The following is a 26,041-nucleotide window of genomic DNA, read 5'->3' as shown; positions in this document are numbered from 1 at the left end:
AGAATGACGCAGTACGTTTTTCTATCTATAAAATTACTTCCCTCCTATTTTTTATTCAATTTTAAAATCGTGCATTTTCAAAATTGATCATATCTTTTTTTAAATATTATAACAGTATTGGTATAACATTTTAAAGTGTTCTTTCATTTTTTGTTTTGCCAATTGTGGTTGTTTACTTTTTATAGCTTCATAAATTTCCACATGTTCTTGTATTCCTTTTTGTGCTTGATCGCCATCACAGACATGATATTTTTCAAAGTTCGTAATGATTTCAGGCGTGATGATTAGCATGAATGTATTCATTGTACTGTTTCCACAGGCTTTGGCAATGGCTAAGTGAAATAGCAAATCTTCTTGTACAGCATCTTCTCCATTGCGTACTTTTTCGGTATACGCATCGAGTGCTTCTTTCATTTTTTCTAAATCCTCGTCTGTTCTACGCAAAGCGGCTAAACGTGCTGTTTTGAGTTCTAAGAGAATTCTAGTTTCTACTAGCGATTTAAAGTCTGGTTCTTCTAAACGGAGAATGTCTTCTATCATTCCGTTCATTGCGGTTACGCCAATATTAGCTACAAATGTTCCACTTTGAGGAATTGATTCTAGTAACCCATAAAATTCAAGTTTTTGTATCGCTTCTCTAACATTACTTCTTGTCACTTCAAATTTTTCAGAAAGCATACGTTCTGACGGAAGTTTGTCGCCAGGTTCTAGGTTTTTGAAATTGATTAAATCACGTATTTTGGAAATAATCGTTTTTTGAAGATCAAGTGTTTCTGTTTTCGTAAGTATGTCTAATTTCATAGAGGTCGCTACTATAATTGGTTAACCAGCTTTATATGTTAAATTTAAAAAAATAATAAGGAATACACGTTAACATTTTTAGAAATCTTTGACTTGAATTTTACTGATCCGTTATAGACCAGTAAAACTCAATGAAAAGCTTCTATTCAAATATAAATTAACTTTATTATTTTTTTAATGTGATACTTCTAAAGTGTAATACCGAACTTTTGCAAATGCACCTTCATCACGTGACTGAAAGTAGTTACCTGCTTTGAAATAGTTTTCAAAGATTCCCCACTTTCGCATGTGAACGTTTTCATAGGTTTTGAATTCGTTATTATTTAACACAATAGTCATTTTTCCTTCACTTACACGTACTTCAAGTCTAAATTTTTTAAAGCCTACTTTTTGCTTAAATGTAAACCCTTTATCATCACCCCATGCATCTTCATGCAATAGTTCTTCATCGGTAGCATTTAAGTTTTTTAGCACTTTTGTTTTGACACGCACTTTGCCATTTTGCCAATATATTTTTAGTATTGGTGGCGCATTGTTGTCTTTTTGACCGATTAAATCACGTTGTTCGTTTGTTAAACGTCCGTGAATTTGCATGATAATTACTTTGTGGTATTTACCATTTTTATCACGAGAAATTTCATCAATTGCAAGTTTCCCTTTCATGATGCCACCATCTTTGAATGTCCAATTGACATTGTTTTTCCCAGGCACCATTTGCTCTCTTAATTCCGAACGAGAGTATTTGGTATTTGCCGTAGTGGCTTTACTTGGATATGCATAGAATACTATTGCTCCACGTACAGAGTCGTTGTACATGTATGGTAGTAAGTCTTTATTTGTTGCATAGTTTAGTATTTCAGGGGGCGACACTTCCTGCGGTTTTTTTCCATTTCCCGCAGGTGTTGTCACTTTCCAATGAGATAAATCAATCTTAGGTAATTTAAACTTTTTCCTTTTTTTCTTCTTTCGCTTCTTTTTCTTTTGTTCCTTTTTTGTCATAGCTGTTTCCGCGGTATCGTTAGACTGTGCAAAACCAGTATGTAGGCTAAGAACGAAGAATAAAATAAGTAACGATTTAAAGTTCATATAATGTATTATTAGTTTATTGCTGTAATGGTTACCGAATCAGCTCTTATTTCTTCGTCTCCACTGTTATATCCATAACTTCCAACACTGCTATCGCCTCCAGTACCTCTAATGAAGAGTGCCACACTATCATTAGCTCCTACATTGAATGTGTAGGTGTATGTGAAGTAGCCATCATCGTTAGGATTTGATATAGATTCAACTAAAAGATTGTTTGCAGGATCTTCTACTTGTGCAACAGTTGTATAACCATAGCCAGAATTTGGAAACTCTGGAGCAGTTGCATAATAGGTTGGTGTGTATCCGCTGATGTAACCAGCGCCTGATAAAATTCGTACTTCAAGCATACTTCCAGGGTAACTACCTGGTGAGGAAGCTATTTCTTTGTGTGATACAACTATTTCCATTGTATAATCTGCGTTTGGTGTCACTGCAAATTCTTGATATACATGATCAGGTTCGTTATTGTCAAATTTGACAACATTATCAGAACCACCATTACCAGAACTTGATTCTCCTTGCTCACCGATGTCATCATTATCCCATCCTGAACAAGAACATGTGTTAGTTGAACCTAGTTTAGCCAGTCTGTTAAAATCAGCGTTTACTAATACAGGATCTGCCACTAAAGGCACAGGCGGTTCTACTACTTCAATAACTTGCATTGCAGTACTTACCACTCCAAGAGCATCAGTAGCTGTTAATGTTACTGTATATGAACCTTCTCCTGGATATGTATTTTCTCCGTCTACATCTGTAGAAGTGTTTCCATCTCCATAATCCCATAGATATCCTGTAGCACTTGTGGATAGATTGGCAAATGTATAGTTTTTCCATTCTTCGCCAGCTCCTTGACCTTGTGTAAAAGAGAAGGATGCTTCTGGTGGCGTAGCATCAGCAATTGAATTTTCTCCTAGCGGTTCAAATTTATCGATGTCGCAAGATTGGTATATGAACGCTCCTACAAGTAGAAATGCCATCCCAACTATTTTGATTGTTTTTTTCATAATATGTCTTTTTTAGTTTTAGTAGCCTGGATTTTGAGTCATTAAACCATTACTAAGATTTATTTCACGCTGTGGAATTGGCAATAATAAATCTGTTGCAGTAAAGGTATAATTGTTTGCCGCTGAGAATGTAGATAGTACATTTTGAGCTTCTCCAAAACGTATGAGATCAAATAAGCGTTGATTTTCGAATGCTAATTCGGCACGTCTTTCATCTAATAGTTCTTGTTTTGTTACTGAAGTTACCATATCTGTTAAGCCAGCTCTGTTACGTATTAATTGAAAAGACGTTAATGCAGCTCCATTGGCTGTACTTTGGTTGCTTCCCATTATAGCTTCAACATGCATTAGTAATACATCGGCATATCGTAATACAACCCAGTCGTTTCCTGATAAGGTAGCATCGGCATCAAAAACATTACCGTTAGCGCCACCATCTTCACCGTTTGGCAAGTATTTTACCACTTGTCTTTGTGTTGGTTGTAATGGATCAATACGGTATGAAAACGGTGTTCTGTTTCCTCCGCTAGCATCTAAAAAGTCGCTTGCATCTTGCGTAACATAGTTTACACCAACTGTACGTCCAACACCATTCATAAACTCCGCAGAAAAGTCTTGACTATCTGCTTCTATACCTTGGTTGTAAGCGATTACAAAAATAAGTTCATTGTTTCCTTCATTGTAAAAGATATCATTAAAGTTTGGCTCTAAACCATATCCGTAGCTCATTACATTTTCGCAAAGAATTTGTGCTTCCAAATAGTTTCCTAATGTTAGGTGTACTTTGGCTAGTAATGCTTCTGCGGCAGCTTTGGAAGCTCTTGTATATTCTCCGTTGCTAAGATTTGCAGCAGCAGTTTCCAAATCGCTAATGATTAATTCATAAATAGTAGCTGTATTGACTCTTGTAAAAGCGATTTCATCTTCTTCAAGTGTAATCGTTCTGTCTACTAAAGGAACATCTCCAAAAAGTCGTACTAAGTTAAAGTAAGTGTAGGCTCTTGCAAATTTTGCTTCTCCTTCAAAAATAGGGAGCATTGTGTTTGAAGCATTTCCAAGATTCCCTAATACCAAGTTGGCTCTAAAAATAGTACTGTAACAGCTTCTATAGTAGTTTTCTACAATACCATTGTTAGCTGTTATCGCATAGCTTTCAAACTGTGCAGCTTCTCCTTCTTGGCTTTTTGTTCTTGTATTATCGCTACGCATTTCTGTAACGTAAAATTCTTGTTGTACACCACGATTATCGTCTAGACTTGTGGAATTAACACCTTGTATAGCGTCATAAATAGCATTGACACCAGTTTCAATTTGTTGATCGTTTAGAAAGTAGTTATCACTACCTACAGCTGCTTCTGGCACTGGCTCTAAGAGGTCTTTGTGACAAGAATGAAAGCTTATCACAAGCATCAAAAAACTTATATATTTTAATTGTTTCATACTTAAATGTTTTTATAAATCGTCTAGTTAAAATTGTACATTTAAACCTAAAGATACCGTACTAAATACTGGAGAACCAGCACGTTGATATCCATAAGTTGTTGCACTTGTATTGTTTATTGATTCTGGATTGAATCCTGTATAATCACTTGCTGTGAAGTATAAAAGGTTTTGACCAGTTGCATATAATCTAAAAGAAGATGCGCCAAATCGGTTTGCAATATCATCTGGAAGATTGTATCCAAATGTTAGGTTACGAAGTGCAATGTAACTTGCATCTTGTATGATGGCATCCGTAAAGATTTTTTCTCTGATGAAACCTTGATCTGGCGTTGTAGCTGTGTTGAAATCTTGTCCACTGTTAAAATGGTTGAATAGGTATTGATCTCCCATGTTACGAATTTCTGCACCATGACTTCCTTGAAACATAAAGCTTAAGTCGAAATCTTTAAATTGGAAATTGTTTGACACACTCCAAACTAAGTCTGGATATGGATTTCCTAAGATTGTTTTATCGTCATCATCAATAAGTCCATCACCATTTAAATCTTTTACATATACATCTTGTGCTTGTCCACCAACTGGATGGTATGGATCGTTGATGTATTCTAAAGGAATTTCACGATCTACAACCCAACCGTAGTAAGATGAAATAGGATTTCCTACTAAGTTGATCCATTCTGCAGCTCTTTTACTGTCTACATTTTGAATTTGTCCGTTAGAATCGGCAAAATCTAATAGTTCATTTTTATTGTGAGAAGCGATCAGTGTTGTACTCCATCTGAAGTCTTCTTTTGTGATGTTTCTTGATGAAAGTTCAAACTCAATACCAGAGTTTCTTACTTCTCCTAAATTTTCCAATGCTGCTGAGAAACCTGTTGAAGATGGAACTGGATTGAATAGTAATAGTTGATCACTTGTTCTTGTGTAGTAATCTAAAGATCCTGTAATTTTGTTGTTGAAGAATCCAAAGTCAATTCCTGGATTAAATTCTATTAATCGTTCCCATTGCAATTCAGAGTTTGCGATATTTAACGCTACAAAAGCAGCTTGTGAGTTGTAGTTGTCTGTTCCAAGTAATGAGATTGATGGATATAAGTCTGTTAGACTGCTTCCTGTATCAATATCTTTGTTTCCAGTAACACCAAAACTTGCTCTTAGTTTTAATGTGCTTAAGACTTCACTTTCACTTAAAAAGTCTTCTTCTGAAACTACCCAACCTACCGAAGCAGAAGGGAAATCTCCGTATTTATTATCAACTCCAAAGATAGAGCTACCATCTCGTCTGTAACTTAAAGATGCTAAGTATTTGTCTTCGTAAGCATAGTTTACTCTTGCAAAGAATGATGAAAATCCTTCTTCATATTTATACGATTGTATTTCATTAAGAACTGTAGCAGCACTTAGCGTTTGTACTAAATCTGATGTATATCCAGATCCAAGAGCGCTATCGCCTTGCCACTCCCATTTTTCAGCAGAAGCTCCTAAAACGGCGTTGAACTCGTGTCCTCCGAAAGCTTTGGTATATGTGAAATATCCTTCTGATAAGGTGTGAATTCTAGTTTCATTAGATTCAAAATAACTTGCTGCTGCGGCACCATTTCTGCTTGACAGTACTCCTTGCCATCTATTTCTAAATGTATCTTGGTAATCTCCACCTAAACTAGCTCTGAATCTAAGTCCATCTGTAATTTTATATTCTCCATAGAAAAGACCTGCTAACTTAAATTTGTAATCGTTACGATCACGCTCTAATACTTTTGCTGCTGGGTTTGTGTTCGATGTGTTGCTGATGTCTTGTAAAACTGAACCGTCACCAAATAAGTCATAGTTGTCAAAATGTCTTTGAATGGCATAATCACCAACTTGCACATCTGGATAGGTATTTCTATCGACAAACTGTATTGTATTTGCATCATGATATAAAGGTAACCATGGCGCTTGTCTTAAAATATCGTGTGTAGAACCATCAAAACGTCTTCTTCTTGTATATGATGGAGCAAAGTTGGCTCCTATTTTTATTTTTTCGCCAATTTTTGTATCAATTTTTAATCGGGCATTGTAACGTTTGTAATCATCTGTTAACAATACACCTTCATCATGGTTGTATCCTAATGAAGCACTGAATTTAGTGTTTTTATTACCTCCACGCGCATTGAATGAGTGTGTTGTAATTGTTCCTCCTTCAAAGATTACGTCTTGCCAGTCTCTATCGATACCTGTAGCTTGCGTAAGTAATTCTTTGTATGCTGTTCTATTGGATAATGTTCCTGTTGCAGCGCGTTCTGCGGCTGCGGTTTCAGCTACTGTAAAGTAATAGCTATCACTTTGTTTTGCTTCTTTGAAACCAAAAAACGAATTGTATGAAAATGTAGTATCTCCATCTTTCCCTTGCTTTGTTGTAATTTGTATTACACCATTTGCACCACGCGAACCGTAAATAGCTGTTGAGGCAGCATCTTTAAGGACATCAAAGGTTTCAACTTCGTTCATGTCTAAATTTCCAAGGAAATCACTATCAACTACTAATCCGTCAATAACGATTAAAGGCGCAGAATCTCCATTTAGTGAACCGACACCACGAATACGAATCGTAGGATCTGAACCTGCTTCACCTTCTGTTGCCGCTACATTTAATCCTGCTACTTGTCCTACAAGTGCATCATCAAGTCTTGAAACGGCAATTTTGTCTAAGCCTTTTTTCTCTACATTTAATGTAGACATTGCACCTGTTAAGTGCTTCTTTTTTCGTGTTCCGTATCCTACGACAACTACTTCATCGAGTTGAGAAGCATCTTCCACTAAGGTTACGTTAAGCGTTGTTTGGTCGGCAACAATTATAGTTTGCGACACAAACCCTACGTATGAGAATTGTACAACATCTCCTTTGCTGACTTGAATTTCGTAGAGTCCGTCGAAGTTGGTTGTGGTACCTTTAGATGTTTTTACATTAAGCACATTTACACCTGGCACAGGCTGGCTGTCAGATTTAGCAACTATTTTTCCTTTAAGTGTAAAGGTGTCCTGCGCATACATTGAAATGCAGAAGAGCAGCATAGCAATGCAGGTTAGCTTAGTTTTTAAATTCATAATTAGTTTTTTTAATTAGTTAGTATTCAACTAATCACTTAACGCTATATTTCTACTGATAAACTCTATTTTTTTTGTAATTTAGCAGTATGCATGTTACGATAAGTAATTATGTATAGATTTACTTCCCTCCAAAGAAGTAATTACTCAAAAGGATGGGCGTGCACCTATCCTTTTTTTTTGCGATTCACAATCTGGTTAACCAGATTGGTTTACCAAATATATATTAAATTTTTGTTAAATAAAAATTAATTTATATTATTCCATGAAGTCTTCACGTATAGGACTGAAAACGTCTATAAGTACGCCACTTTCACGGCATATAGCACCATGCATAATATGTGGCGGAATGTAGAAAGAGTCGCCACCAATAAGTCTTTTTGTTTCTCCGTCAATGGTAACATCAAACGCGCCACTTTCTACGTATGTTACTTGTGAATGGTAGTGTTTGTGCATGATCCCGACAGCGCCAACTTCAAAATGTACTTTTACTAGCATGATTTTATCATCATAGCCCATAATTTTTCGTTTTAAGCCTTCTCCAACTGTTTCCCATTCTAGGTCGTCGCCAAATATGAACTCGTTACTTGCTCCAAATGTTTTCATTGTATTATTTTTAATTGATTCCAAAATATGGTTATTATTTTCTTGTTGATTTATTGTGGTGGCGTTCCTGCTCCTATGGTTGCTTCTCTGAACCAAACTTCTGTGTAACAGCCATTTTCATATTGTTTTGCAATGTCACCGCCATAGGTTTCTGCACCTGCGCACCAAACCATATTTTTTTCAGGACTTTTTCCATTGGTTTGATTGTATGCTCCTTGTTTGAAATAGTTTAGCTCGCCACTATAGGCAATAGCGCGTTCTGTTCCGTCTTGTCCGATTGGTACAAAGAGTTTTTGTACTTGTGCTGGAATAGCTGATTTTTGCACATATTCTGAGGAGATCAAATTTTTAGTAAATGTTCTGGTTTCATGTCCTTTACTTGTAAACGTTAGGTACATAATTCCTTTGTATACATTTACTTCATAACTAAATTCTTCGCCTAATTCGATTCCATCTTTAGGTTCAGCTGGAAAGTCGTTTTTACTTGTTCCAATTACAGACATGTCATGTCCCCAAACGGCCGTTGAAAAATCCCATCGTCCAGAATTATCGTTCCCAGCGGTATTGATTTCATAGTTCCAAAATACGGAACCTTTGGTTTGTCCTGGGAATTTTTTGTAGAATATTTTTAGCGGCTCATTTTCGTGTCCTTCGCCACTATGAATTTGTCCTACAACAACAGAGTACGAAGCGGCAACTCGCGCATCTCCAGAATCTGAAACTTGCATTACTTTACACGTTCCTGTTAGTTTTCCACCTTCTTCTGGTGTCCAATCTCTTTTTTCGTGTAGTTCCGTTCGTGTATTGCTAGAGTTTTTTGAAGTCACTCCAGAGTTTGGAGTTTTGTAAACTACCCAACGTCTTGTGCCATCTATTACGGTGTAGAAAAAGTTTTTATCTTCAAAATTGATGAGATCGTCTTTGTTTGTACCATCTCCCATTAATATTTTGAATTTGTCCATAAAAGGAATTACCTCACTTGGATAGACTACTTTTCCACTTAATCCATCATTTGCCTCAAAGTATCCTGCATTGGAAATGGCATCATCACTGATGGTTATGTTTGCAGTTTTAAACCAAACCTCAGCGTAGTTTCCATCTGCATATTGTTTTTGAATGTCTCCACCATGGGTTTCAGCTCCCGAACACCAAACTTTGTTGACTTTCGGATCTTTTCCGTTTGTTTGGTTGTAACAACCCAATTTGAAAAAGAGTCCTTCTTCCGTGTATGCATTTTTTCGTTCAACACCATCTTGGCCTATTGGTACAAATAGTTTTTGTACTTGCGCTGGTATATCGGAACGATTTACATATTCAGAACGAATCAAATTTTTAGTAAATGTTTTGGTTTCATGTCCTTTACTTGTAAACGTTAGATACATGATACCATCTTCTATTTTTACATTGTAACTAAACTCTTCGCCTAGCGCAATTCCATCTGCTGGTTCTGGAGGATACGTATTTGCATCACTTCCAACCACAGAAAAGTCATATCCCCAAATTGGATAGGAATAATCCCATCGTTTTGAATTGTCATCACCAGCGGTATTGATTTCATAATTCCAAAATACAGAACCTTTCGTATGTCCAGGGAATTTTTTGTAGAATATTTTTAGCGGCTCATTTTCATGTCCGTCAGCACTATGAATTTGACCAACAACAACTGAGTACGTTGCCGCAACACTAGCATCACCAGTTGTGGCAACATTCATTACTTTAAGTGTAGCATCCATGGTAGCATCTGTCATAGGCGACCACTTTTTTAGTTGTGCTAATTCAGTTCTTGTATTGTTAGATGTACCATGGGTGTTTCCTGCATTGGGAGATTTAAATACAACCCAGCTTTCTTTGTCGTCATTTGTTGTGTAAAAGAAATTTTTATTCTCATAATCCGTTGCTTTACCCACATTAGAACCATTACCTAAAATTAAATTCCAATGCTGAAAAAATGGAATGACATCTTGTGCAGTAACACTTTCTGCCACATCTTTATTTTTTTGATCAGCGTTTGATTTTTTCTTTTCTTCACAAGAATTGAATAGTAAAATGATACCAATCAATACCGTACAAAAGGTAAAAACTGATTTGGATTTGTTTAATTTCATAGTGTATTATCTATTTTTAATGACTGTATTCGATTTCAGATTTGAAACTGATTGATGCAACAATTCAGCAAGTATTTTTATAAAATAAATACCTTTGTTGTTCAAAAATTACTGTTTGATTATTTTTTTCGTTGTGCTTTTTGAATTTGAATTGATGTTAACTATGTACATTCCATTTTTAAGATTAGAAATATCAATGCCTTTCTGTACTTTATCAACAGTTAATACTTTTTCACCTAACATATTGTAAATACCTACTGAAACTGAATGCACGGAATTCGTTTCTATAGTTAATATGTCATGAACTGGATTTGGATATAGTTTAAAATCAAAAACTGAATTTTCCTCTACGTCTAGTGTTGCATCTGATACTTCTATTTCATTTGAATAGTTGAACGCTTTATCTACCGCATATATTTTATAGAAATTACCTGTTGCATATATATCTGTAAAACTTGTATCTGTACCAATATAAGCTACAGTTCCGGCAAGATTTCCTGTTCCGTTAGTAATTGTGTTTCCAAATTGATAAATCCCATTTTGACTTGGATCGTTATCTGCATTTGGTGCTGTTGTATATTTAACAACTACATAACCACCACTGTCAACTCCACCAGAAGGCGCTGTCCAACCAATTGTAGCAATACCAGCATTGTTTACATACGTACCAACTGTTGGATCGTTTGGAGCAGTATCATCATATGGACCTGAGTACACAACAAAATCATCTACTCTAACGGCTGTTACATTGCTTCCACTCATTCTGGCAACAGCCCAATGTGAAGCATTAATAGCGCCACCTGTTGTTACGGTACCGTAGGTTTTAGTCCATGTATTTGCAACAAAAGGAGTTGCATCTGTTTTGTTAGTCGTGTTACTTCCTGATGTATTGTTTAAATAAATTCCAGGATCTAAATCATTTCCAGGATCAGCGCTTGCGCTATAAAAGAACTGAACTGTGTATTCTGTGTTGATTTGTAATTGATTTGGCGCAACTGTTGAAGGACTTTGCAATCGTAAGTTACTGCTCCCTGATGCAATTTGAAATGCCGCTGAAACATCTCCTGATCTTGCTAATGCTGCATTATTTGTAATATCTCTAACTGCTGAATTCCCAGTTGAAGAAACTGTCCATACGGTTTGAGCTGTACCAGATTGACCGCTACCTGCAGAACTCATATTCCCTGCAGTTTGACTTTCCATACCGCCATCCATAATAGGAAATTCTCCAATAACTTGGCCTGATGTTGCTGGTGTAGTTGCACCACTGTATACAATTTGTGTGTTTACACGTTGTGCTTTTCTACTTGTTAATGTTGTTGGTGCCGATGAAGAACCTGCCCTGTAATTCAGAGATTGATGTGTTGTATTGTCCCAGCGCCAGTTTAGTGAACCATTCCCAGAAAGTAATGCATTTGGTTGCGCTGGATCCGCAGGAACTAACGTAGAACAGTCCCAATCTACAGCAATTTCTAAAGCATCGCCTGTGTAGCTAAAAGGTGTTGATAAAACAAAACTTACATATCCTGAGGCACCAGGAAAGTTATTTGTGGTGTTAAATGTGTAGGTTCCAACAATAGTTGCTCCGTTTATAACATCTGACCAATTTCCACCACTAGCTATGACTTCTGTAGCACTTGAATTTTTCATATAAATAGTCATCGTAGCATCGCCAGAAGCTGTAATAATGTTTGAAGATCCTAAGTCAAAGTTAATTTGAGATATCGTAGCAGAAGGCGACATGGATGCTAATTCCGTTGCTGTGTACAATAAACTAGCCCGAGAATATACTGAACTTGAACCGCTATCTGAACGTTGAAAAGGTCCTCTGGTTGCCGAAGAAGATGTTCCTTGCCCTAAAGTAAGTGTCGTTTGTGAATATGCAAAACTTGCAAAAAGTATTGCTATTAAAAGTAATTTTGTTTTCATATGATTATTTTAATGCGTTAGATATAGATTGTAATATTTTATATAAGAAAATGCAGTTGCATCTGTGGTATTCAAGTAGTTTCCTGCTTTGAAATAGTTTTCAAAAGGCCATTTATCCAAGCTTACATCCTCATATATATAAGGTGTTTCATTGTTGAGTTGCACACTTAATCGTGCATCGGAAGCAATAATTTCAAAATCGAACACATCAAAGCCAACATATCCAAGATTTTGCTTTTCGTCTGTCCAAGTTGAATTGGAAGTATCTAGCAAGTCATTACCCGTAGTTGTTTCATCGATGAGTGATTTTTTGTATGACCAAATGTAGCCATCTATCCAGTAGATTTTTAGTAATGGTGGTCCATTGTTTGAAGAAAAGTTGAACGTATTCATATCTTCTTCAGAAATGATTCCATGAATTTGCATGACAATAGTTCTATGATATGTGTTACTTGAATTTGGGTCTTCTGAAATATCATCAACTTTTAAGCGTCCTTTCATGATTCCTCCTTCAAGTAAGGTCCAATTTTCTCTAGAGTTTGAAGGATTGATCAATTCTCGCAGTTCGGTACGTGAATAGGAACTATTGGTGGTAGAACTTTCTGGATATGTGTAGAAAACGAGTGATTCGTCATCTGTATCGTCATACATAAATGGTTGTACAGACGGAAGTGTTTGGTAGCCCAAATTTACCAATTCGTTAGGTTGGTATTCGTCTGGTTTTCCATTGTTATCTTCATCTACAGGCAATGTAACTTTCCAATTGGAAAAGTTTATATCTGCATAGTTTACAGTTGGCGGTGTTGGATTTGTAGGGTTTGTAGGTGTCGTAGGAATCGTCGTCGTGGTAGTTGGTGGTTCTAAATCATCATTATTAGAACAACTTAATACAAATGTAAAGGTTATTAAAAAGAATATACCCTTGTGTATAAAGCGCTGCGATTGTTTTTTAATGTACATTTATTAAATTGGTTTACCAGATTGGTTTACCAAATATATAGATATTTATGAATTGTACAAATTATATTTGTATTTTTTCTTTAGAAGGAAGAATGAATTTCTTTTTGAAGTCCATTTTGAAAGCACTTGTAGGAGTTTGCTTTTTTTGTAAAATAGATTCATCTAAAAAAATAGGAAGTTAGACTTAGTGCATTTGGCCTTCGTGTTTTTTGGATAAACTTTTATAGACCAAAAACTTATAGTAATACATGGCTAAGTTCCATAAAAAAACCGTCAAAACTTAGTTTGACGGTTTTTTAAATTAATAATATCTATTCACTGTAGTTGATATTCTCACTATCTGAAACATTTAAAAACCAATTTTTCAATTAATTAATATATAATCAATGAGGAAGAGATGTAGATCCAGGACCTCTAAAGCGTCTTCTAATTGAATCATTTGTTGATGGTTTAGTAGTTATAGAATTTGTTTTTAATTCTGTAAAGTATTCTTTGCTGGTTTCTTTAGGATTAACTAGTTCTTCTTTTTCACACGAAGTAATACAATTAAATAGTAAAATGAGTAGTCCTAAACAGAATACTGGGTTCAAATTTTTCATAGTTTATACGTTTTAAAATTATTTTTTAATATGTATATTTTTAGCTTTTAATGATTTTCAAAAAGAAATATACTGTTAAGCTATTACTATAAGAATTAATTTCATAATTTATATTCTTAGATTTAAAATTACGAGAAAATGTACTCAGGATTCTTAAACATCTTGAATTCCAAGGCATTATCACTAAAATCAGTCACGAACATCGTTTTTTGTTCACTAGCTTTTCCTGAAAATCGAATTTGAGGTTTTACAATGAATTCAATATTATTTGCGGTAAGATTTGCTGCTACTTGTTCAAATTCTTCTCCAGAAAGAATACAGCCAAAATGTGGAATGGGGACAGCAACCTCATCTACCAAACCACAATAATCTAGTGGAGGAATTGCCTGTGAAACGTGCGCAGATAGTTGATGCCCAAAGAAGTCAAAGTCTATCCATCTTTCAGTACTTCTCCCCTTTTTACAGCCTAATATTTTATGATAAAATTGGTATGTGCTTTCAATATTTTTTACCTTTATGGCTAAATGGAATGTATTCATTTGATATTTTTTAGATTAAATGTTCTATAAATTTCAGACAAATACGTAAAAAGAAAAAGTGATATCAATTGTAAAGGCATATTCATTTCAATTGAATCATCTTATTAGATTTTAATATAAACACGATTCAATGGTAGACGATATTGACAAGGCAATTTTAAATGAATTAAAAGAAGATTCTAGGTTATCTTTTGCAGAAATTGGCAGACTTGTAAGTTTGTCGCCTTCTGCTGTGAGAGACCGCGTGTTAAAAATGGAAGACACTGGAATTATAAGAAAATACAGTGTAGAGCTAAATCAGAAGCTTTTAGGAAACGATATGGAAGTCATCATTTTGGTTAATGTATTTCATGGAAAGTTAGTCACGTTTTTTGATGTAATTCCGCAGATTCCCGAAATAGAACGTGCGTATCGAATTACTGGAGAACAAAATGTACATTTGAAATTGATTTTAAAAGATCAGATTCATCTGCAAAGAATAATAGATCGGATTATGCCGTATGGAGATACAAAAACGATGCTGATACTTTCTGATGTTCTGGAGTATGATCGCAAATAAAATATTATAAACTCGTAATCTATTTTTAACACTAAAAAATCGTCAATGTAGTTATTGACGATTTTTTAGTGTGTATCCTTTCTAATTTCTAATTGTTGTCACAATCAGTTAAGCAATGTTCGTACGCTGTTCTACACCCAGTATTTAAAGATATAATACCTACTTCTCCTGCACAAAATGTACTAATCGCTATAATTGCATATACAAATGCTGCAGCAGCCTGTCCCAAAGTGACAACAGTTACGAAAGTTCCTGCCGCAGCTCCTGCTGCAACACATACTACGAAAAATACTTCATACCAAACTGATAATCCACACTTTGCATAGTCTTTATAACATTGTCTACACGTAAGTTTTTTTGCTCTTGCAACTTTTTCATTTGAATTATCAAAATAGTTTTCATTACCTGCAATTTCTATGGCACGTTTTACAACTTGTTGTTGTGGTCCTTCTGGTAAGGTTAAGAATTTTGCTTTGGATAGTTTTTTGGCTGCTGTATCTGCGATTCCTTTCAATTCTAAGTATACGCCTAAGTCATCATATCCAATTAATTCAGCGATTCTTTTGTTATCTTCTTTTTTTGAGTTTTTGCTATTTTCGCTAATCAATTTTAATTCGGCTAATCGTTGTTCTTTGCTTCCTAATGACTCATTATCAAATTGAGGAAGAGAAAACGTTAGAGATACATCGAACATTACCGATGTTAAATCTTGGAAACTTTCATTACTTGCCAGCTCTTGTGCCATAATTTCTATACTATCCGCGTCAATAGCTTGTGTTAGGTCAAAGTTTGGTGTTGCAGAATATATTGGGCTTCCAATGTTAATAAGCATACAAAAAATTAGGAATAATGATTTTATAGTTTTCATAATATTTATTTTTAAAGTTTATTTATTTTAAAATTTAGATTTTATTTAAGTTTAATTTTATTTTAGTAATTTCGGTGAGATCCAATGTGCCAAGGCATATGTATATTTCTACGGTAACTGTTAGCACGTACTTCAATTGTCACTGAGCTTCCACGATGGCCATTTTGTGAAAAGAAAGTAAATCTTGATCTATAATCTGGATATGAATAACGTGGATTGTGATTTATTATACTTAAACCACGTGTGATTTTTTGCCATAACGGAGCATAGAATCTTCTATTTGACTTATGATGTATCCAAGCGCCATATCTGTAATTATGATTACTGCTATTTGTCATGTGGTGAAATGGTTGGTTATTATGCATCCCATAATGAAATAGATATGTATTTCTCCTGACTACTGCTGGGCTATTAGTTTTAGCGTTTGTTTCAAGTCTAGATTTTTGCTCTTCTTTTGTAGGATAAAAAGTTAAGTTATTTTCTTTTATTTCCATGTGCTTGGCAGTTTTCAATAAATTTTCTATCTGATTTGTATCTACGATTTGTTTTCCATGCAAATAATACGTCATGTCAGGATCTGCTTTGGTGCTAATATATCCAGTATCTTCCATTTCTGTAATTGCTTCTTCTTCGTAGAAGTTCTCTGTATCTTTTTCACAAGACCAGAAAAATGCTGTGATTAATGCTAAAGTGATTACTTTTAAATTGATATTTTTCAAAATTTTTAGTTTTAATATTTCGTTCCTACTCTATTTTAGACTTTTCGGATTCCGTCATTTTTATAGGGTGATTACTGATGTAAAATTGATATGGCTACGTAGCTTTTTGCATATAAATAGTGAACAGTAATCTGTACATTTTAATCTTTGCGAATCATAAATAATAATTGATATCATACAATCGATATCATACTATATGTGTTAGATTTGATATTTCTTAGATTAAATGTTGAAGCAAATTTCATACAAATAGACAAAAACATAAAGTGGATAAATTGAAAAAAAATATTTATTTCAATTGATTCATTTTATAATTTTAAATTTTAACCACGATTCAACGGAAAACGACATTTTCGCAATAATCTTGGTCAAATCGAAAGAAGATTTTGGTATTTCAGTTGTAAAAATTGGCAGATTTGTGAGTTTATCGCCTTTTGCGATAAAATCCCGAATATTGAAATAGAAGATGTGAAAATTATATAAATGTATAGTACAGCGCTACATCAATAACTTTTAGGAAACGATATAGAAGTGATTATTTTAATAAATATATTTCATGGAAAGCTAACCAGGTTTTTTGATGTAATTCCTCAGATTCCTGAGATAGAACGCGCTTATCCCATTACAGGCGAACAGAATGTGCATTTGAAATTGATATTATCCGACATAACAGAATATCATATATAATATAACTTTATATTAAATTGATTCTATCCATAAGTTCTTGCTTTCGGTTTCGAGAAACGGGAAGTAATACACCGTTTGACATCGAAATGGAAAGTCCGTCAACTTTGGAAACTGAGTTGATATGCGCAAAGTTGATCAAATGCGATTTGTGAATTCGTAAGAAATCGTGCTTTGTTAGTTGCTCTTCAAAGTACATCATTTTCTTAGAGGTTACAATTTCTCTTTTGTCTTTTAACATTACTGTAGAGTAGTTTCCGCCGCCAGTACAATAGACAATATCTTCAATTTTGAGTACATGAATTTCTTTACCGTCTGCAATAGAAATTGTAGGCGATTCGACCATTTTTTCATAGAGTTTGGTAAATTCCTGTAAAACGGATTGTTTCGGAATAGCATCAATGGTCATCTTTTTTACTTTATCTACAACTTCTATTAATTGTTGTGAATGATTCGAGTTTCTATTTTTTCTATTTCTTTCTTAAGATTTACAAACTCCAAACTGTCTCTAAATGCTTGAATAGGCTTCAATATCGCTAAGCTTTTTTGAAAATCTCCTTTTTTTTCATACGTTTCAGATAAATCTTCAGAAACTTCAATAAGTGATTGATAGTCTTTAAAAAATGTGAATTCGCTCAGAGAGAATTCAAATTTTCGAATAGCGTCATCATAATCTCCCAATTCTTTGTCGATAACGCCCAAGGTGTGAATTGTAATGGGTTCAGGGCAAATTTGGAAAGTTTCATTGAAATTACACCAACTTAAATTTTCTGATAACAGCGTTTTTGCTTTTTTGTACAATCCATTCTCAATGTATCTGTATGCCAAATCGTTATGAAAATAATAGATTCGTAGCTTTCACTTTCTGGTATGTATTTTTTGTATAATGCGGCATAATGTTCAATACTATCTAATTGTGCAGCGGGTAATAAATTCATGTAGGTTTGATAAATTTCACCTTTGTCCAAATTTGTGTTTTTATCGGAAAAATTTTGAATTGCCAATCGCAAGTTTTGAATGGCTTTTTGCTTATCAGTACCTTTTAAAACATCTGCCATAAACCGATAAAACTTCCACGCTTTGTACGGATATTTTTCTGTATCTAATAAAATAAGTCCGTTATTAAAATTCTCATAAGCGTTTGCTATTTGATCTAGTTGATGATATTAAGCGCCAATGATATAGTAACTTTCAGCTATTGCCGTTGTATCTTTTGCATTGGTAGCAACTTCTAAAATTGTCTTTGCTACGTTGATGGTTTCTTTTGGCTTCTTTCTATATCTCCTTATGTAATCTGCATATAAGAATCCAACCTTCACGAGTTCTTTCGTATCATTCTTATGTGTAGCTTGCATATATTGCTGTTCTAATAATTTTTCAGCTTTCATGAAATACTGTTCAGCAGCTTCATCATTTTGAGCATAATACAAACTATCAGCTTTGGCGATAAGAATGTCTACATCAGCACCATATTTTTGTTGCCCGAAAAGAAATAACGGAATCGACATAAAAAGTAAAATAAAGCGTAGTTTTTATACATAAGCTATTGAATAATTTGATTGTAAAAACATTTGACGTGTAAGTTTTTATAAAGATAAAACTATTTTAGTTAGTAGGTTTTAAGCAAGTTATATCTAATATTGTTTAGAAATATTCACTGAATACACAACTAAAAATCAAATATTTGCGCAGTATTATTCCTAAAAAGAGATTATTATGTGATCATTACAGTGAAAAACAAAATACTGTAGCATAAAAACAGCGCATATTGAAAAACTATTAAAATCAGTATCTCAGAAATTATGCTATGATACAATTTAATAGCATTGAGATAAATTAATTTGAATTACTATTGCCACTTAGTTGCATTTTATAAAAATACCTAGTACTTTGTGACAAATTAAATAAGAGAAACTGAAGGGAATAAAAAAAATAATAAGTATTGTTTTTTTGATGATCATTACTATGAATCATCTCGTTTCACTTGTGCATTCATTTGAACATGAATACGATGAAAACCCTTTCACTTCCGAATTTGCAGATTTTAGTCAAGATGCTGACTTTACTCAAATTTGTTTATATTGTCAAACCTATATAAGTTTAGAATATACGCAACATGAACCTGTGGTGTATTCGTTAATTACTCCTGTTCGTGTTTCTGAACTCATTCCTGATACAGAGAAACAATTACTTTCTACGATTGTTCTTAGGAAAAAATCAAGAGCGCCACCTTCTTATACTTCATAGTTTACAAAATAGTTTAATCTGAAAGTTGTGATTTCTTAGTGATACATTTTGAGTATCCACTAATCACTATTTTTTGTATTTCGTACTACTATGAACTTCTTGGCATTCACAAGTTTTCTTTCAACGCTTTCAAGAAAACGTTCACAAACATTATAACTTTAAATACTCTTGTATGTTACAAGCAAACAAGCTATGTATGCGTTATGACGATACATTGGCTATCAAGGATTTGAGTTTTACTGTTGCTCCTGGAGAAATTTTTTGTCTATTAGGACAGAATGGAGCTGGTAAAACCACTACAATTAATATCTTTTTAGGATTGCTAACTCCAACTTCTGGAGAAGCTTTGATAGATACACATTCGGCAAAAAATAATAAACTGACCAAAAATCTCATTGCGTATATTCCTGAAATTGTTCAGTTGTATGGCAATTTATCAGGTTTGGAAAATTTAGACTTTTTTAGTCGACTCGCTGGATTTATCTACACAAAAAAAGAGCTCCAAGAATTTTTACTACGAGCCAATTTGCAAGAAGATGCGCATCAAAAAAAACTACATACATATTCCAAAGGAATGCGTCAAAAAGTAGGTATTGCGATCGCTTTGGCTAAAAATGCTTCCTACATTCTTATGGATGAGCCAACTTCTGGTTTAGATCCAAAAGCTTCGGTAGAGTTTGCGGAAGTTTGTAAAGAGTTATCTGCAAATGGCGTTGGTATTTTAATGGCAACTCATGACATTTTTAATGCTGTCAATATTGGTTCCAAAATAGGAATCATGCGAGAAGGAACGCTAGTTCATACTACCGAAACCGCTAAAATTTCAGCGCAAGAACTACAAGATTTATACATCAAAACAATTTAATCAACTTAATAACCAACCAAATGAATTTACAAAAGGGCGTATTTGCTATTTTATTACTAGCAATACAATTTAGTTTCTCCCAGTCTAAAATTACAGGAAAAGTTTTAGACGAAAAAAATACTCCTATTTTAGGAGCCACCATTATTGTTACAAATGATTCGGATAAACCCAAAGGAACAACTTCCGATTCAGAAGGAAATTTTAGTGTTGCAATTGCAAATGCAGGTACATATACTTTAAAAATTTCCTATGTAGGATTTAATAATTATACACAAACTGTTGAAGTCCCTGCCAATCAGACTGTAAATCTTGGATCACTTGTGTTAAAAGAATCACTTGAAGCCATGCAATCTGTAGAAGTTATTGGTAGAAAGCGAAATGATTACAACAGTGATTATTCATTCTCCGCAACTAAAGTGGCCATTCAAAATAAAGAATTACCACAAGCAGTTGCAACAGTTACCAAAGAACTCATCGCTGATCGATTGGCGTTTCAATTACCTGATGCCGTAAAAACAGTGAGTAATGTTTCCGTAACGGGATTGTACAATCATTACAATATTCGTGGAATTACGCAAGCTGATGACGGACAAGTGTTAAACGGAATGCGTACGCGGCAATATTACTTTTTACAACCTATAACGTCACATTTAGAACGTGTAGAAGTGATTAAAGGACCATCATCCGTAACGTTTTCAAGTGCTGATCCAGGAGGAACTGTAAATATGGTAACTAAAAAACCATTGTTAGAAAAACGTAGCGAAGTGTCTTTATCAACAGGAAGTTTTGGAACTATTAGAGCTACAGCAGATTTTACAGGACCGTTGAACGAGTCAAAAACATTATTATATCGTTTTAATGCCGCTTTTCAAGAAGCAGATTCTTTTAGAGATGTTGTAAACAATAATGCACTTCTAATTTCGCCTTCGCTGAGTTACATTCCAAACGAAAGTACTTCATTGAATGTGGAAATGATTTACAGCGATTCTGAAGGTAATTTGGATAGAGGTCAGCCAATTTTCGGTTCAATTAACGGAGAATTTGATTTGAATAGTACGCCAATCACAAGAAACGTTGGTGCTTCAAGCGATCATTATAAAAATAAAGAGTTCATTTTTATGGCAAATTTTAGTAAAAAGTTTGCAGAAAATTTTGGTTTTAATGCACAATACATGAAACAAACTTGGGATGAAGATTTAGCCGAACACCGAGTTGACGGAACAGCCGTTGATATTGATGGAAATGTAATTCCGACACTTGCGCGTATGCGTTACGACGAAAGACAACAATATTGGGAAACAGATAATTTTAGCACATATTTCACCTATGATATTGAAAAGGGAAACATTACCAATAAAATATTAGTTGGGTATGATGCCACGCGTTGGGAACGTAAAATTGGAGCAGGATTTTTACGTGCGAGAAGATACTTAACTGTTGCTGGCGGACAAGCAAATTTTGATCCGAGTAATCCTGGGAATTTTCAACAAATGACAGTTGATGGTGTTACCATGCCTGTTCCTGCGGTACCACATTTTAACTTAGAAAATCCTTTTAATGGCGCTAGAAATACAACAGGTTACAACCTTGCTGAATTGTCAATTCCTGCAAATTTGACGACTTCTAGTGGAATATATATTCAAAATCAATTTAAGATTGGAAAATTTTCAGCCTTGGTAAACTTGCGATACGAATGGTTTACAGATATTTTTAATTACGAAGCTGATGAGCAAGAGTTTAAAACTAGCGCGTTTGTCCCAAGAATTGGATTGACGTATGAAGTTACAAATGATATTAGTGTGTATGCCACATATTTGGAAGGATTTCAACCACATACCAACACTGTTTCCTTATCGCCTACTGCAGAAGGATTTTTCTGGTCTGCTTCTCCAAGTAGATTTGATCCTTTGGAAAGTAGTTTAGTAGAAATTGGAGCAAAAGGAGAATTTTTAAATGGAAAAGTATTTGCGAATCTTGCTATTTTTAATATTACTCAGAAGAATATTTTATTAGGAGATACGTACGATTTGGATAACTTATCGACAAGAGGTGAGCAACGAAGCCGCGGTTTCGAAATGGACATTTCTGGTTATGTATCTTCAAACTTTCAATTGACAGCTTCTTACGGATTTACAGATGCTGAAATTGTAGAAGATGCTGTGGAAGAATTTATTGGAGAACGCATTGGAGGCGCGCCAAAACACAATGCAAATTTTTGGGGACGTTATGATTTTATGAATACAACTTTAAAAGGCATTGGAATCGGTTTTGGAGCACAATATGTAGACGAAAGATTTACGTGGTATAATCCAACGTATGCGACAGATAGAGTGCTTTTACCTTCATATACCGTGTTTGATGCTGCGGTATATTACAGACCAAATAATACAGGAATTCAGTTGACGCTGAAGCTAAATAATCTATTTGACAAAACTTATTGGTTAGGTGGTTTGAATCCTTCTCGATTAGGACCTGGCGCACCAAGAAACGTACTGCTGAATGCAACTTACAAATTTTAATTGAATGAAAAATAATGCTATTATTTTAATTGGAACACAGTTTTTCAAAAAGACCTTTTACACCAAAGGTCTTTTTGTACTGTTATCGCTGTTTCTGGCTGTTTTAGCATATGTAACTATTTCTGGTTGGAATGCGTATCAAGCAAGTCATCATGTTGTAGAACATCATCAAGAATCGTCTAGAAAAAGTTGGGAAGAAAATCCTGATAAACATCCACACCGAATGGCACATTTTGGCACTTTTGCCTTTCGTGCACAACATCCTTTGCGCATTTTTGATTCAGGAATCGAAAGTTATACGGGAAATTCTATTTTTTTAGAAGCACATCGACAAAATACAGCAAACTTTTCGGAAGCTAGTTTATCAACAGGATTGGTACGTTTTGGCGATTTGAATGTTGCCATGCTTTTACAACTAATTTTACCATTGATTATTTTCTTTATTGGCTATGCTTCTATTACCGCTGAAAGAGAAAATGGAACTCTTAAAATAATGTACATTCAAGGTACACCACTACACAAAGTATTGTTGGGCAAAGCATTGGGTTTATTTCTTGTCTCATCACTTTTTTTCTTGCCTTCATTGCTTGCTTTGTGGAGCGTTTCATTTATAGAAAATCATACTCCGAATAGTGCTATCGTAATTAGATCACTATTTATTAGTGTTGGCTACATCGTTTTCTTCATGATTTTATGTTGTATTACGGTTATCGTTTCTGCAAAAAGCACAAATTCTAACAAAGCATTGTTGAGTTTGTTGGCTAGTTGGTTGTTATTTTTTATTATCATTCCGAAAACGGCACAAGTTGTTGGAAATTCTTTATATCCGAACCTTTCAAAGATTGAATTTAAAGCGGTTATTGAGGAAGAAGTTACCAAACAAGGCGATAGTCATAATCCTGATGATCCTTATTTTAATGCGGTAAGAGATTCTGTATTGAAAGCAAATAATGTAACCGATGTAAAAGATTTGCCTTTTAATTACAGTGGTTTTATTATGAGTAAAGGTGAAAAACAAACGGCTCTTATTTACAACGATCAGCATAAAAAACTCATTAAAACCTACGAACGTCAAAATAGTATTACGGATAATTTAGTGCTAATCAATCCGTATTTAGCCATAAAGAATCTATCGATGAGTTTGGCAGGAACTGATTTTTACACGTATACCAACTTTTTAGCTCAAACTGAAAAGTACAGATATCAACAATCGCAATACTTGAATGAATTACAAATGAAATTTATCAGTAATAAAGCAACAAGTAGCGAAGGGAAAATTAATGTAGTTGATAAATCATATTGGAAATCTGCGCCAACATTTTCATATAAATATGTATCGATAGTTGATACTATATCCAATCAAATTATAGCGATCATAGCATTGATTATTTGGTTGTTACTTACTATTGTATATATCACAAAGTTCACGAATCGTTTTAAAATTATTTAGTCATGTATTCTTTATTAATAAAACATTTCTTTAGATCAAAAACAGTATGGCTGGCTTTTGGTATTCTCATGTTTCTTGGAGTTTTAAGTATTAGCATGGGAAAGCAATTTTTAAATCAAAAACAGGCAACGATTGCAAAAACTGCTGAACAACAACAAAAACATATAGAAACGCAGACAAAATTATACGAAGATGATATCGGATTGTTGTTGTATTATTTAAAATTTTCTTTTGTAAATCCTGTAGAACCATTGGCAGGAGTTTCTATGGGACAAAGTGATGTGAATGCACATATTCAAAATGTGAGTATTTTAAATTTAGAAGGACAAAAGTATGATACCGACTTAGTGAATCCCATGCGATTGCAAGTGGGAAATTTAGATATTAGTTTTCTTATTATTTTTCTCTTTCCGTTAATCATTATTGCTTTGAGTTTTAATATTCTTTCGGAAGAAGAAGAAAAAGGAACTTGGAAAATGATCACGACGCAAGGTATTTCTCCATTCAAATTTTTATTGAAAAAACTATCTATTCGAGTTGTTTTTATTTACATCGCATTGAGCATCTTACTACTCTTAGCAAAAATTGTGTTGGGCATTCCTTTTTCAATTGCTTTTTTACAAATTGTAATTATTAGTTACTTGTACATACTTTTTTGGTTTGCTTTGTGCCTTTTTGTCATTCTTTTACGAAAATCTTCTAATACGAATGCGATTACTTTATTGACTAGTTGGTTGATTTTGGTCGTTTTTTTACCAGTTTTAGTAAACAATTACGTATCCAACAAATATCCTGTAGAAGAAGCTTTTGCGATGACTATTAAACAACGTGATGCGTATCACACAAAATGGGATACGGATAAAAAAGAGACTATGGAAAAATTCTATAATCACTATCCACAATTTCGAAAATATGAATTAAAAGAAACTGGTTTTTCATGGCTTTGGTATTACGCGATGCAGCAAATGGGCGATGACGAATCGAAAGCAGAAAGAGATGCCATGTTTGCAAAAATTCAAAAAAGACAGGAATTGAGCGCACGCATAGCTCAGTTTTTTCCACCGTTACAAGTCCAATTATCAATGAACACGATCGCTAATACGGACTTATCAAACTATGTCGCATTTTTGAATGAAACTACAAAGTTCCATGAAGACATTCGCTTGCAACTCTATCCAAAGATTTTTGAAAATCAGCCAGCTTCTAGTGTCAATTGGAAAAATTACAAACCTATATTTTTTGAACACCAAAATAATTTTAATATGTTGAAAAGTATTTTTTCTTTACTACTATCAACTTTGATACTTGTAGGTTTGGGAGTTTTTAGGAATTTAAAATACTTTCGTTAGGATGGTGTGAAATGTAGTATTTGTGGGTTTTTGATAAAAGGAAAAAATTGATATTGTAAGCAACGTTATAAAATAAAAGACTGGGTTTACTTCGTCTGCGCTCAGTATAAACTTCTCTCCCTGTATCTTTTCTATAATTTCACAATAGTCCAAAAAAAAAGCCTTCCGTTAAGAAGGCTTTATAAAAGGGTGAAAGACCGGGTTCGAACCGGCGACCTCTGGAACCACAAGCCAAAAACTCTTTTTAAAACACCCTAATTATCAAGTATTTAAAAAAAACAAGAGTCAGAAAAACTATTAAAAACGGTCAAAAACCATGCTCCAAAACCATGCTCCTATTAACTTAATAAGTTTACATTAAAGTCAAGTAATTCATTTCGTTAAAAAATTAAATTTATCCTTCTAATTAAAGTATTAATATTAGCGGGCTTTAGGGAGACTTAAAGAATTTACACAGTAATCAATTTACAAATTCTTACATTAAAGTAACGATTTTTGATAAAATTCAATTATTTTGTAAATAACTAAGTTTTTGTTTGATGTTCAAAAAGCAAAGTTTTGAAGTAAAATTCAAATTTTTTTTTTTAGATTATTTTACCACACCTTAGATATTATTGCT

24 protein-coding genes and 1 pseudogene are annotated in these 26,041 nt (G+C 34.0%); 7 read left to right on the top strand and 18 right to left on the bottom strand.

Annotated elements, in window-relative coordinates:
• Window positions 1-99 precede the first annotated feature (99 nt).
• The 12 genes and pseudogenes from AA089_RS09350 to AA089_RS09300 form a co-directional block, all read right to left on the bottom strand.
• On the bottom strand, window positions 100-801 hold the full coding sequence (locus AA089_RS09350) for a FadR/GntR family transcriptional regulator (RefSeq protein ID WP_046756675.1): 702 nt from the start codon (window positions 799-801) through the stop codon (window positions 100-102).
• 174 nt (window positions 802-975) lie between these two features.
• The gene (locus tag AA089_RS09345; RefSeq protein ID WP_241479985.1) at window positions 976-1,800 is read right to left on the bottom strand and encodes a polysaccharide lyase family 7 protein; all 825 of its coding nucleotides are present in this window, start codon (window positions 1,798-1,800) and stop codon (window positions 976-978) included.
• Window positions 1,801-1,898: 98 nt separating this feature from the next.
• Window positions 1,899-2,894, bottom strand: coding sequence for a PKD domain-containing protein (locus AA089_RS09340; RefSeq protein WP_046756673.1), 996 nt, complete (start codon window positions 2,892-2,894; stop codon window positions 1,899-1,901).
• Window positions 2,895-2,912: 18 nt separating this feature from the next.
• Window positions 2,913-4,334 (bottom strand): RagB/SusD family nutrient uptake outer membrane protein, encoded by a 1,422-nt coding sequence (locus AA089_RS09335; protein WP_046756672.1) that lies wholly within the window; start codon window positions 4,332-4,334, stop codon window positions 2,913-2,915.
• 27 nt (window positions 4,335-4,361) lie between these two features.
• A complete protein-coding gene (locus AA089_RS09330; protein ID WP_046756671.1) occupies window positions 4,362-7,424 on the bottom strand; it encodes a SusC/RagA family TonB-linked outer membrane protein in 3,063 nt (1,020 codons plus the stop codon).
• A gap of 258 nt (window positions 7,425-7,682) precedes the next feature.
• The gene (locus tag AA089_RS09325) at window positions 7,683-8,030 is read right to left on the bottom strand and encodes a cupin domain-containing protein (RefSeq protein ID WP_046756670.1); all 348 of its coding nucleotides are present in this window, start codon (window positions 8,028-8,030) and stop codon (window positions 7,683-7,685) included.
• Window positions 8,031-8,080: 50 nt separating this feature from the next.
• The gene (locus AA089_RS25815; RefSeq protein WP_394334127.1) at window positions 8,081-9,070 is read right to left on the bottom strand and encodes a polysaccharide lyase family 7 protein; all 990 of its coding nucleotides are present in this window, start codon (window positions 9,068-9,070) and stop codon (window positions 8,081-8,083) included.
• Between the two features lie 639 nt (window positions 9,071-9,709).
• Window positions 9,710-10,135, bottom strand: a pseudogene (locus AA089_RS25810) (polysaccharide lyase family 7 protein); the annotation flags it as partial.
• Between the two features lie 108 nt (window positions 10,136-10,243).
• On the bottom strand, window positions 10,244-12,064 hold the full coding sequence (locus AA089_RS23625; protein ID WP_053002290.1) for a T9SS type A sorting domain-containing protein: 1,821 nt from the start codon (window positions 12,062-12,064) through the stop codon (window positions 10,244-10,246).
• 9 nt (window positions 12,065-12,073) lie between these two features.
• Window positions 12,074-13,024 (bottom strand): polysaccharide lyase family 7 protein, encoded by a 951-nt coding sequence (locus tag AA089_RS09310; protein WP_046756668.1) that lies wholly within the window; start codon window positions 13,022-13,024, stop codon window positions 12,074-12,076.
• A 383-nt stretch (window positions 13,025-13,407) separates the two neighbouring features.
• Entirely contained in the window at window positions 13,408-13,623 is a 216-nt protein-coding gene (locus AA089_RS25165; protein ID WP_046756667.1) for a hypothetical protein, read from the bottom strand.
• Window positions 13,624-13,751: 128 nt separating this feature from the next.
• Window positions 13,752-14,162 (bottom strand): VOC family protein, encoded by a 411-nt coding sequence (locus tag AA089_RS09300; RefSeq protein WP_046756666.1) that lies wholly within the window; start codon window positions 14,160-14,162, stop codon window positions 13,752-13,754.
• A gap of 130 nt (window positions 14,163-14,292) precedes the next feature.
• Between AA089_RS09300 and AA089_RS09295 the strand changes: the two genes are divergently transcribed.
• Window positions 14,293-14,721: an Lrp/AsnC family transcriptional regulator gene (locus tag AA089_RS09295; RefSeq protein ID WP_046756665.1), complete on the top strand. Its 429-nt coding sequence runs from the start codon at window positions 14,293-14,295 to the stop codon at window positions 14,719-14,721.
• Between the two features lie 88 nt (window positions 14,722-14,809).
• Here the strand turns inward: AA089_RS09295 and AA089_RS09290 are convergent, their stop codons facing one another.
• Window positions 14,810-15,589 (bottom strand): hypothetical protein, encoded by a 780-nt coding sequence (locus AA089_RS09290; protein WP_156168958.1) that lies wholly within the window; start codon window positions 15,587-15,589, stop codon window positions 14,810-14,812.
• A 62-nt stretch (window positions 15,590-15,651) separates the two neighbouring features.
• Entirely contained in the window at window positions 15,652-16,308 is a 657-nt protein-coding gene (locus AA089_RS09285; RefSeq protein WP_046756663.1) for a hypothetical protein, read from the bottom strand.
• Window positions 16,309-16,839: 531 nt separating this feature from the next.
• Between AA089_RS09285 and AA089_RS25805 the strand changes: the two genes are divergently transcribed.
• Window positions 16,840-16,995 (top strand): Lrp/AsnC ligand binding domain-containing protein, encoded by a 156-nt coding sequence (locus AA089_RS25805; protein WP_162200430.1) that lies wholly within the window; start codon window positions 16,840-16,842, stop codon window positions 16,993-16,995.
• Window positions 16,996-17,002: 7 nt separating this feature from the next.
• Here AA089_RS25805 and AA089_RS09280 read toward each other — a convergent pair whose 3' ends face one another.
• The 4 genes from AA089_RS09280 to AA089_RS09265 all read right to left on the bottom strand — a co-directional run bounded on the left by AA089_RS09280 (window position 17,003) and on the right by AA089_RS09265 (window position 18,500).
• A complete protein-coding gene (locus AA089_RS09280; RefSeq protein ID WP_046756662.1) occupies window positions 17,003-17,401 on the bottom strand; it encodes a LytR/AlgR family response regulator transcription factor in 399 nt (132 codons plus the stop codon).
• A gap of 26 nt (window positions 17,402-17,427) precedes the next feature.
• On the bottom strand, window positions 17,428-17,820 hold the full coding sequence (locus AA089_RS09275; RefSeq protein ID WP_162200429.1) for a tetratricopeptide repeat protein: 393 nt from the start codon (window positions 17,818-17,820) through the stop codon (window positions 17,428-17,430).
• The gene (locus tag AA089_RS09270) at window positions 17,754-18,050 is read right to left on the bottom strand and encodes a hypothetical protein (RefSeq protein WP_046756660.1); all 297 of its coding nucleotides are present in this window, start codon (window positions 18,048-18,050) and stop codon (window positions 17,754-17,756) included. Before AA089_RS09270 ends, AA089_RS09275 begins: the two co-directional genes overlap by 67 nt.
• Window positions 18,051-18,158: 108 nt before the next feature.
• Complete coding sequence (locus AA089_RS09265; protein WP_046756659.1) at window positions 18,159-18,500, bottom strand: hypothetical protein; 342 nt, start codon at window positions 18,498-18,500, stop codon at window positions 18,159-18,161.
• A 457-nt stretch (window positions 18,501-18,957) separates the two neighbouring features.
• Here AA089_RS09265 and AA089_RS09260 point away from each other — a divergent pair, with 457 nt between their 5' ends.
• The 5 genes from AA089_RS09260 (at window position 18,958) to AA089_RS09240 (ending at window position 25,422) form a co-directional block, all read left to right on the top strand.
• The gene (locus tag AA089_RS09260) at window positions 18,958-19,239 is read left to right on the top strand and encodes a hypothetical protein (protein WP_162200428.1); all 282 of its coding nucleotides are present in this window, start codon (window positions 18,958-18,960) and stop codon (window positions 19,237-19,239) included.
• A gap of 172 nt (window positions 19,240-19,411) precedes the next feature.
• A complete protein-coding gene (locus AA089_RS09255; RefSeq protein WP_046756657.1) occupies window positions 19,412-20,104 on the top strand; it encodes an ABC transporter ATP-binding protein in 693 nt (230 codons plus the stop codon).
• Window positions 20,105-20,124: 20 nt separating this feature from the next.
• Window positions 20,125-22,623, top strand: a complete 2,499-nt coding sequence (locus AA089_RS09250; RefSeq protein ID WP_046756656.1) for a TonB-dependent receptor — start codon at window positions 20,125-20,127, stop codon at window positions 22,621-22,623.
• Window positions 22,624-22,627: 4 nt separating this feature from the next.
• Complete coding sequence (locus AA089_RS09245) at window positions 22,628-24,073, top strand: ABC transporter permease (protein WP_046756655.1); 1,446 nt, start codon at window positions 22,628-22,630, stop codon at window positions 24,071-24,073.
• 2 nt (window positions 24,074-24,075) lie between these two features.
• On the top strand, window positions 24,076-25,422 hold the full coding sequence (locus AA089_RS09240; protein WP_046756654.1) for a DUF3526 domain-containing protein: 1,347 nt from the start codon (window positions 24,076-24,078) through the stop codon (window positions 25,420-25,422).
• Window positions 25,423-26,041: the final 619 nt, after the last annotated feature.

Origin of the sequence: Kordia jejudonensis (genome assembly GCF_001005315.1) — a bacterium.
Lineage (GTDB): Bacteria > Bacteroidota > Bacteroidia > Flavobacteriales > Flavobacteriaceae > Kordia > Kordia jejudonensis.
Note: the sequence above shows the minus strand (reverse complement) of the source record. Positions and strands in the feature narration are given on the sequence as shown.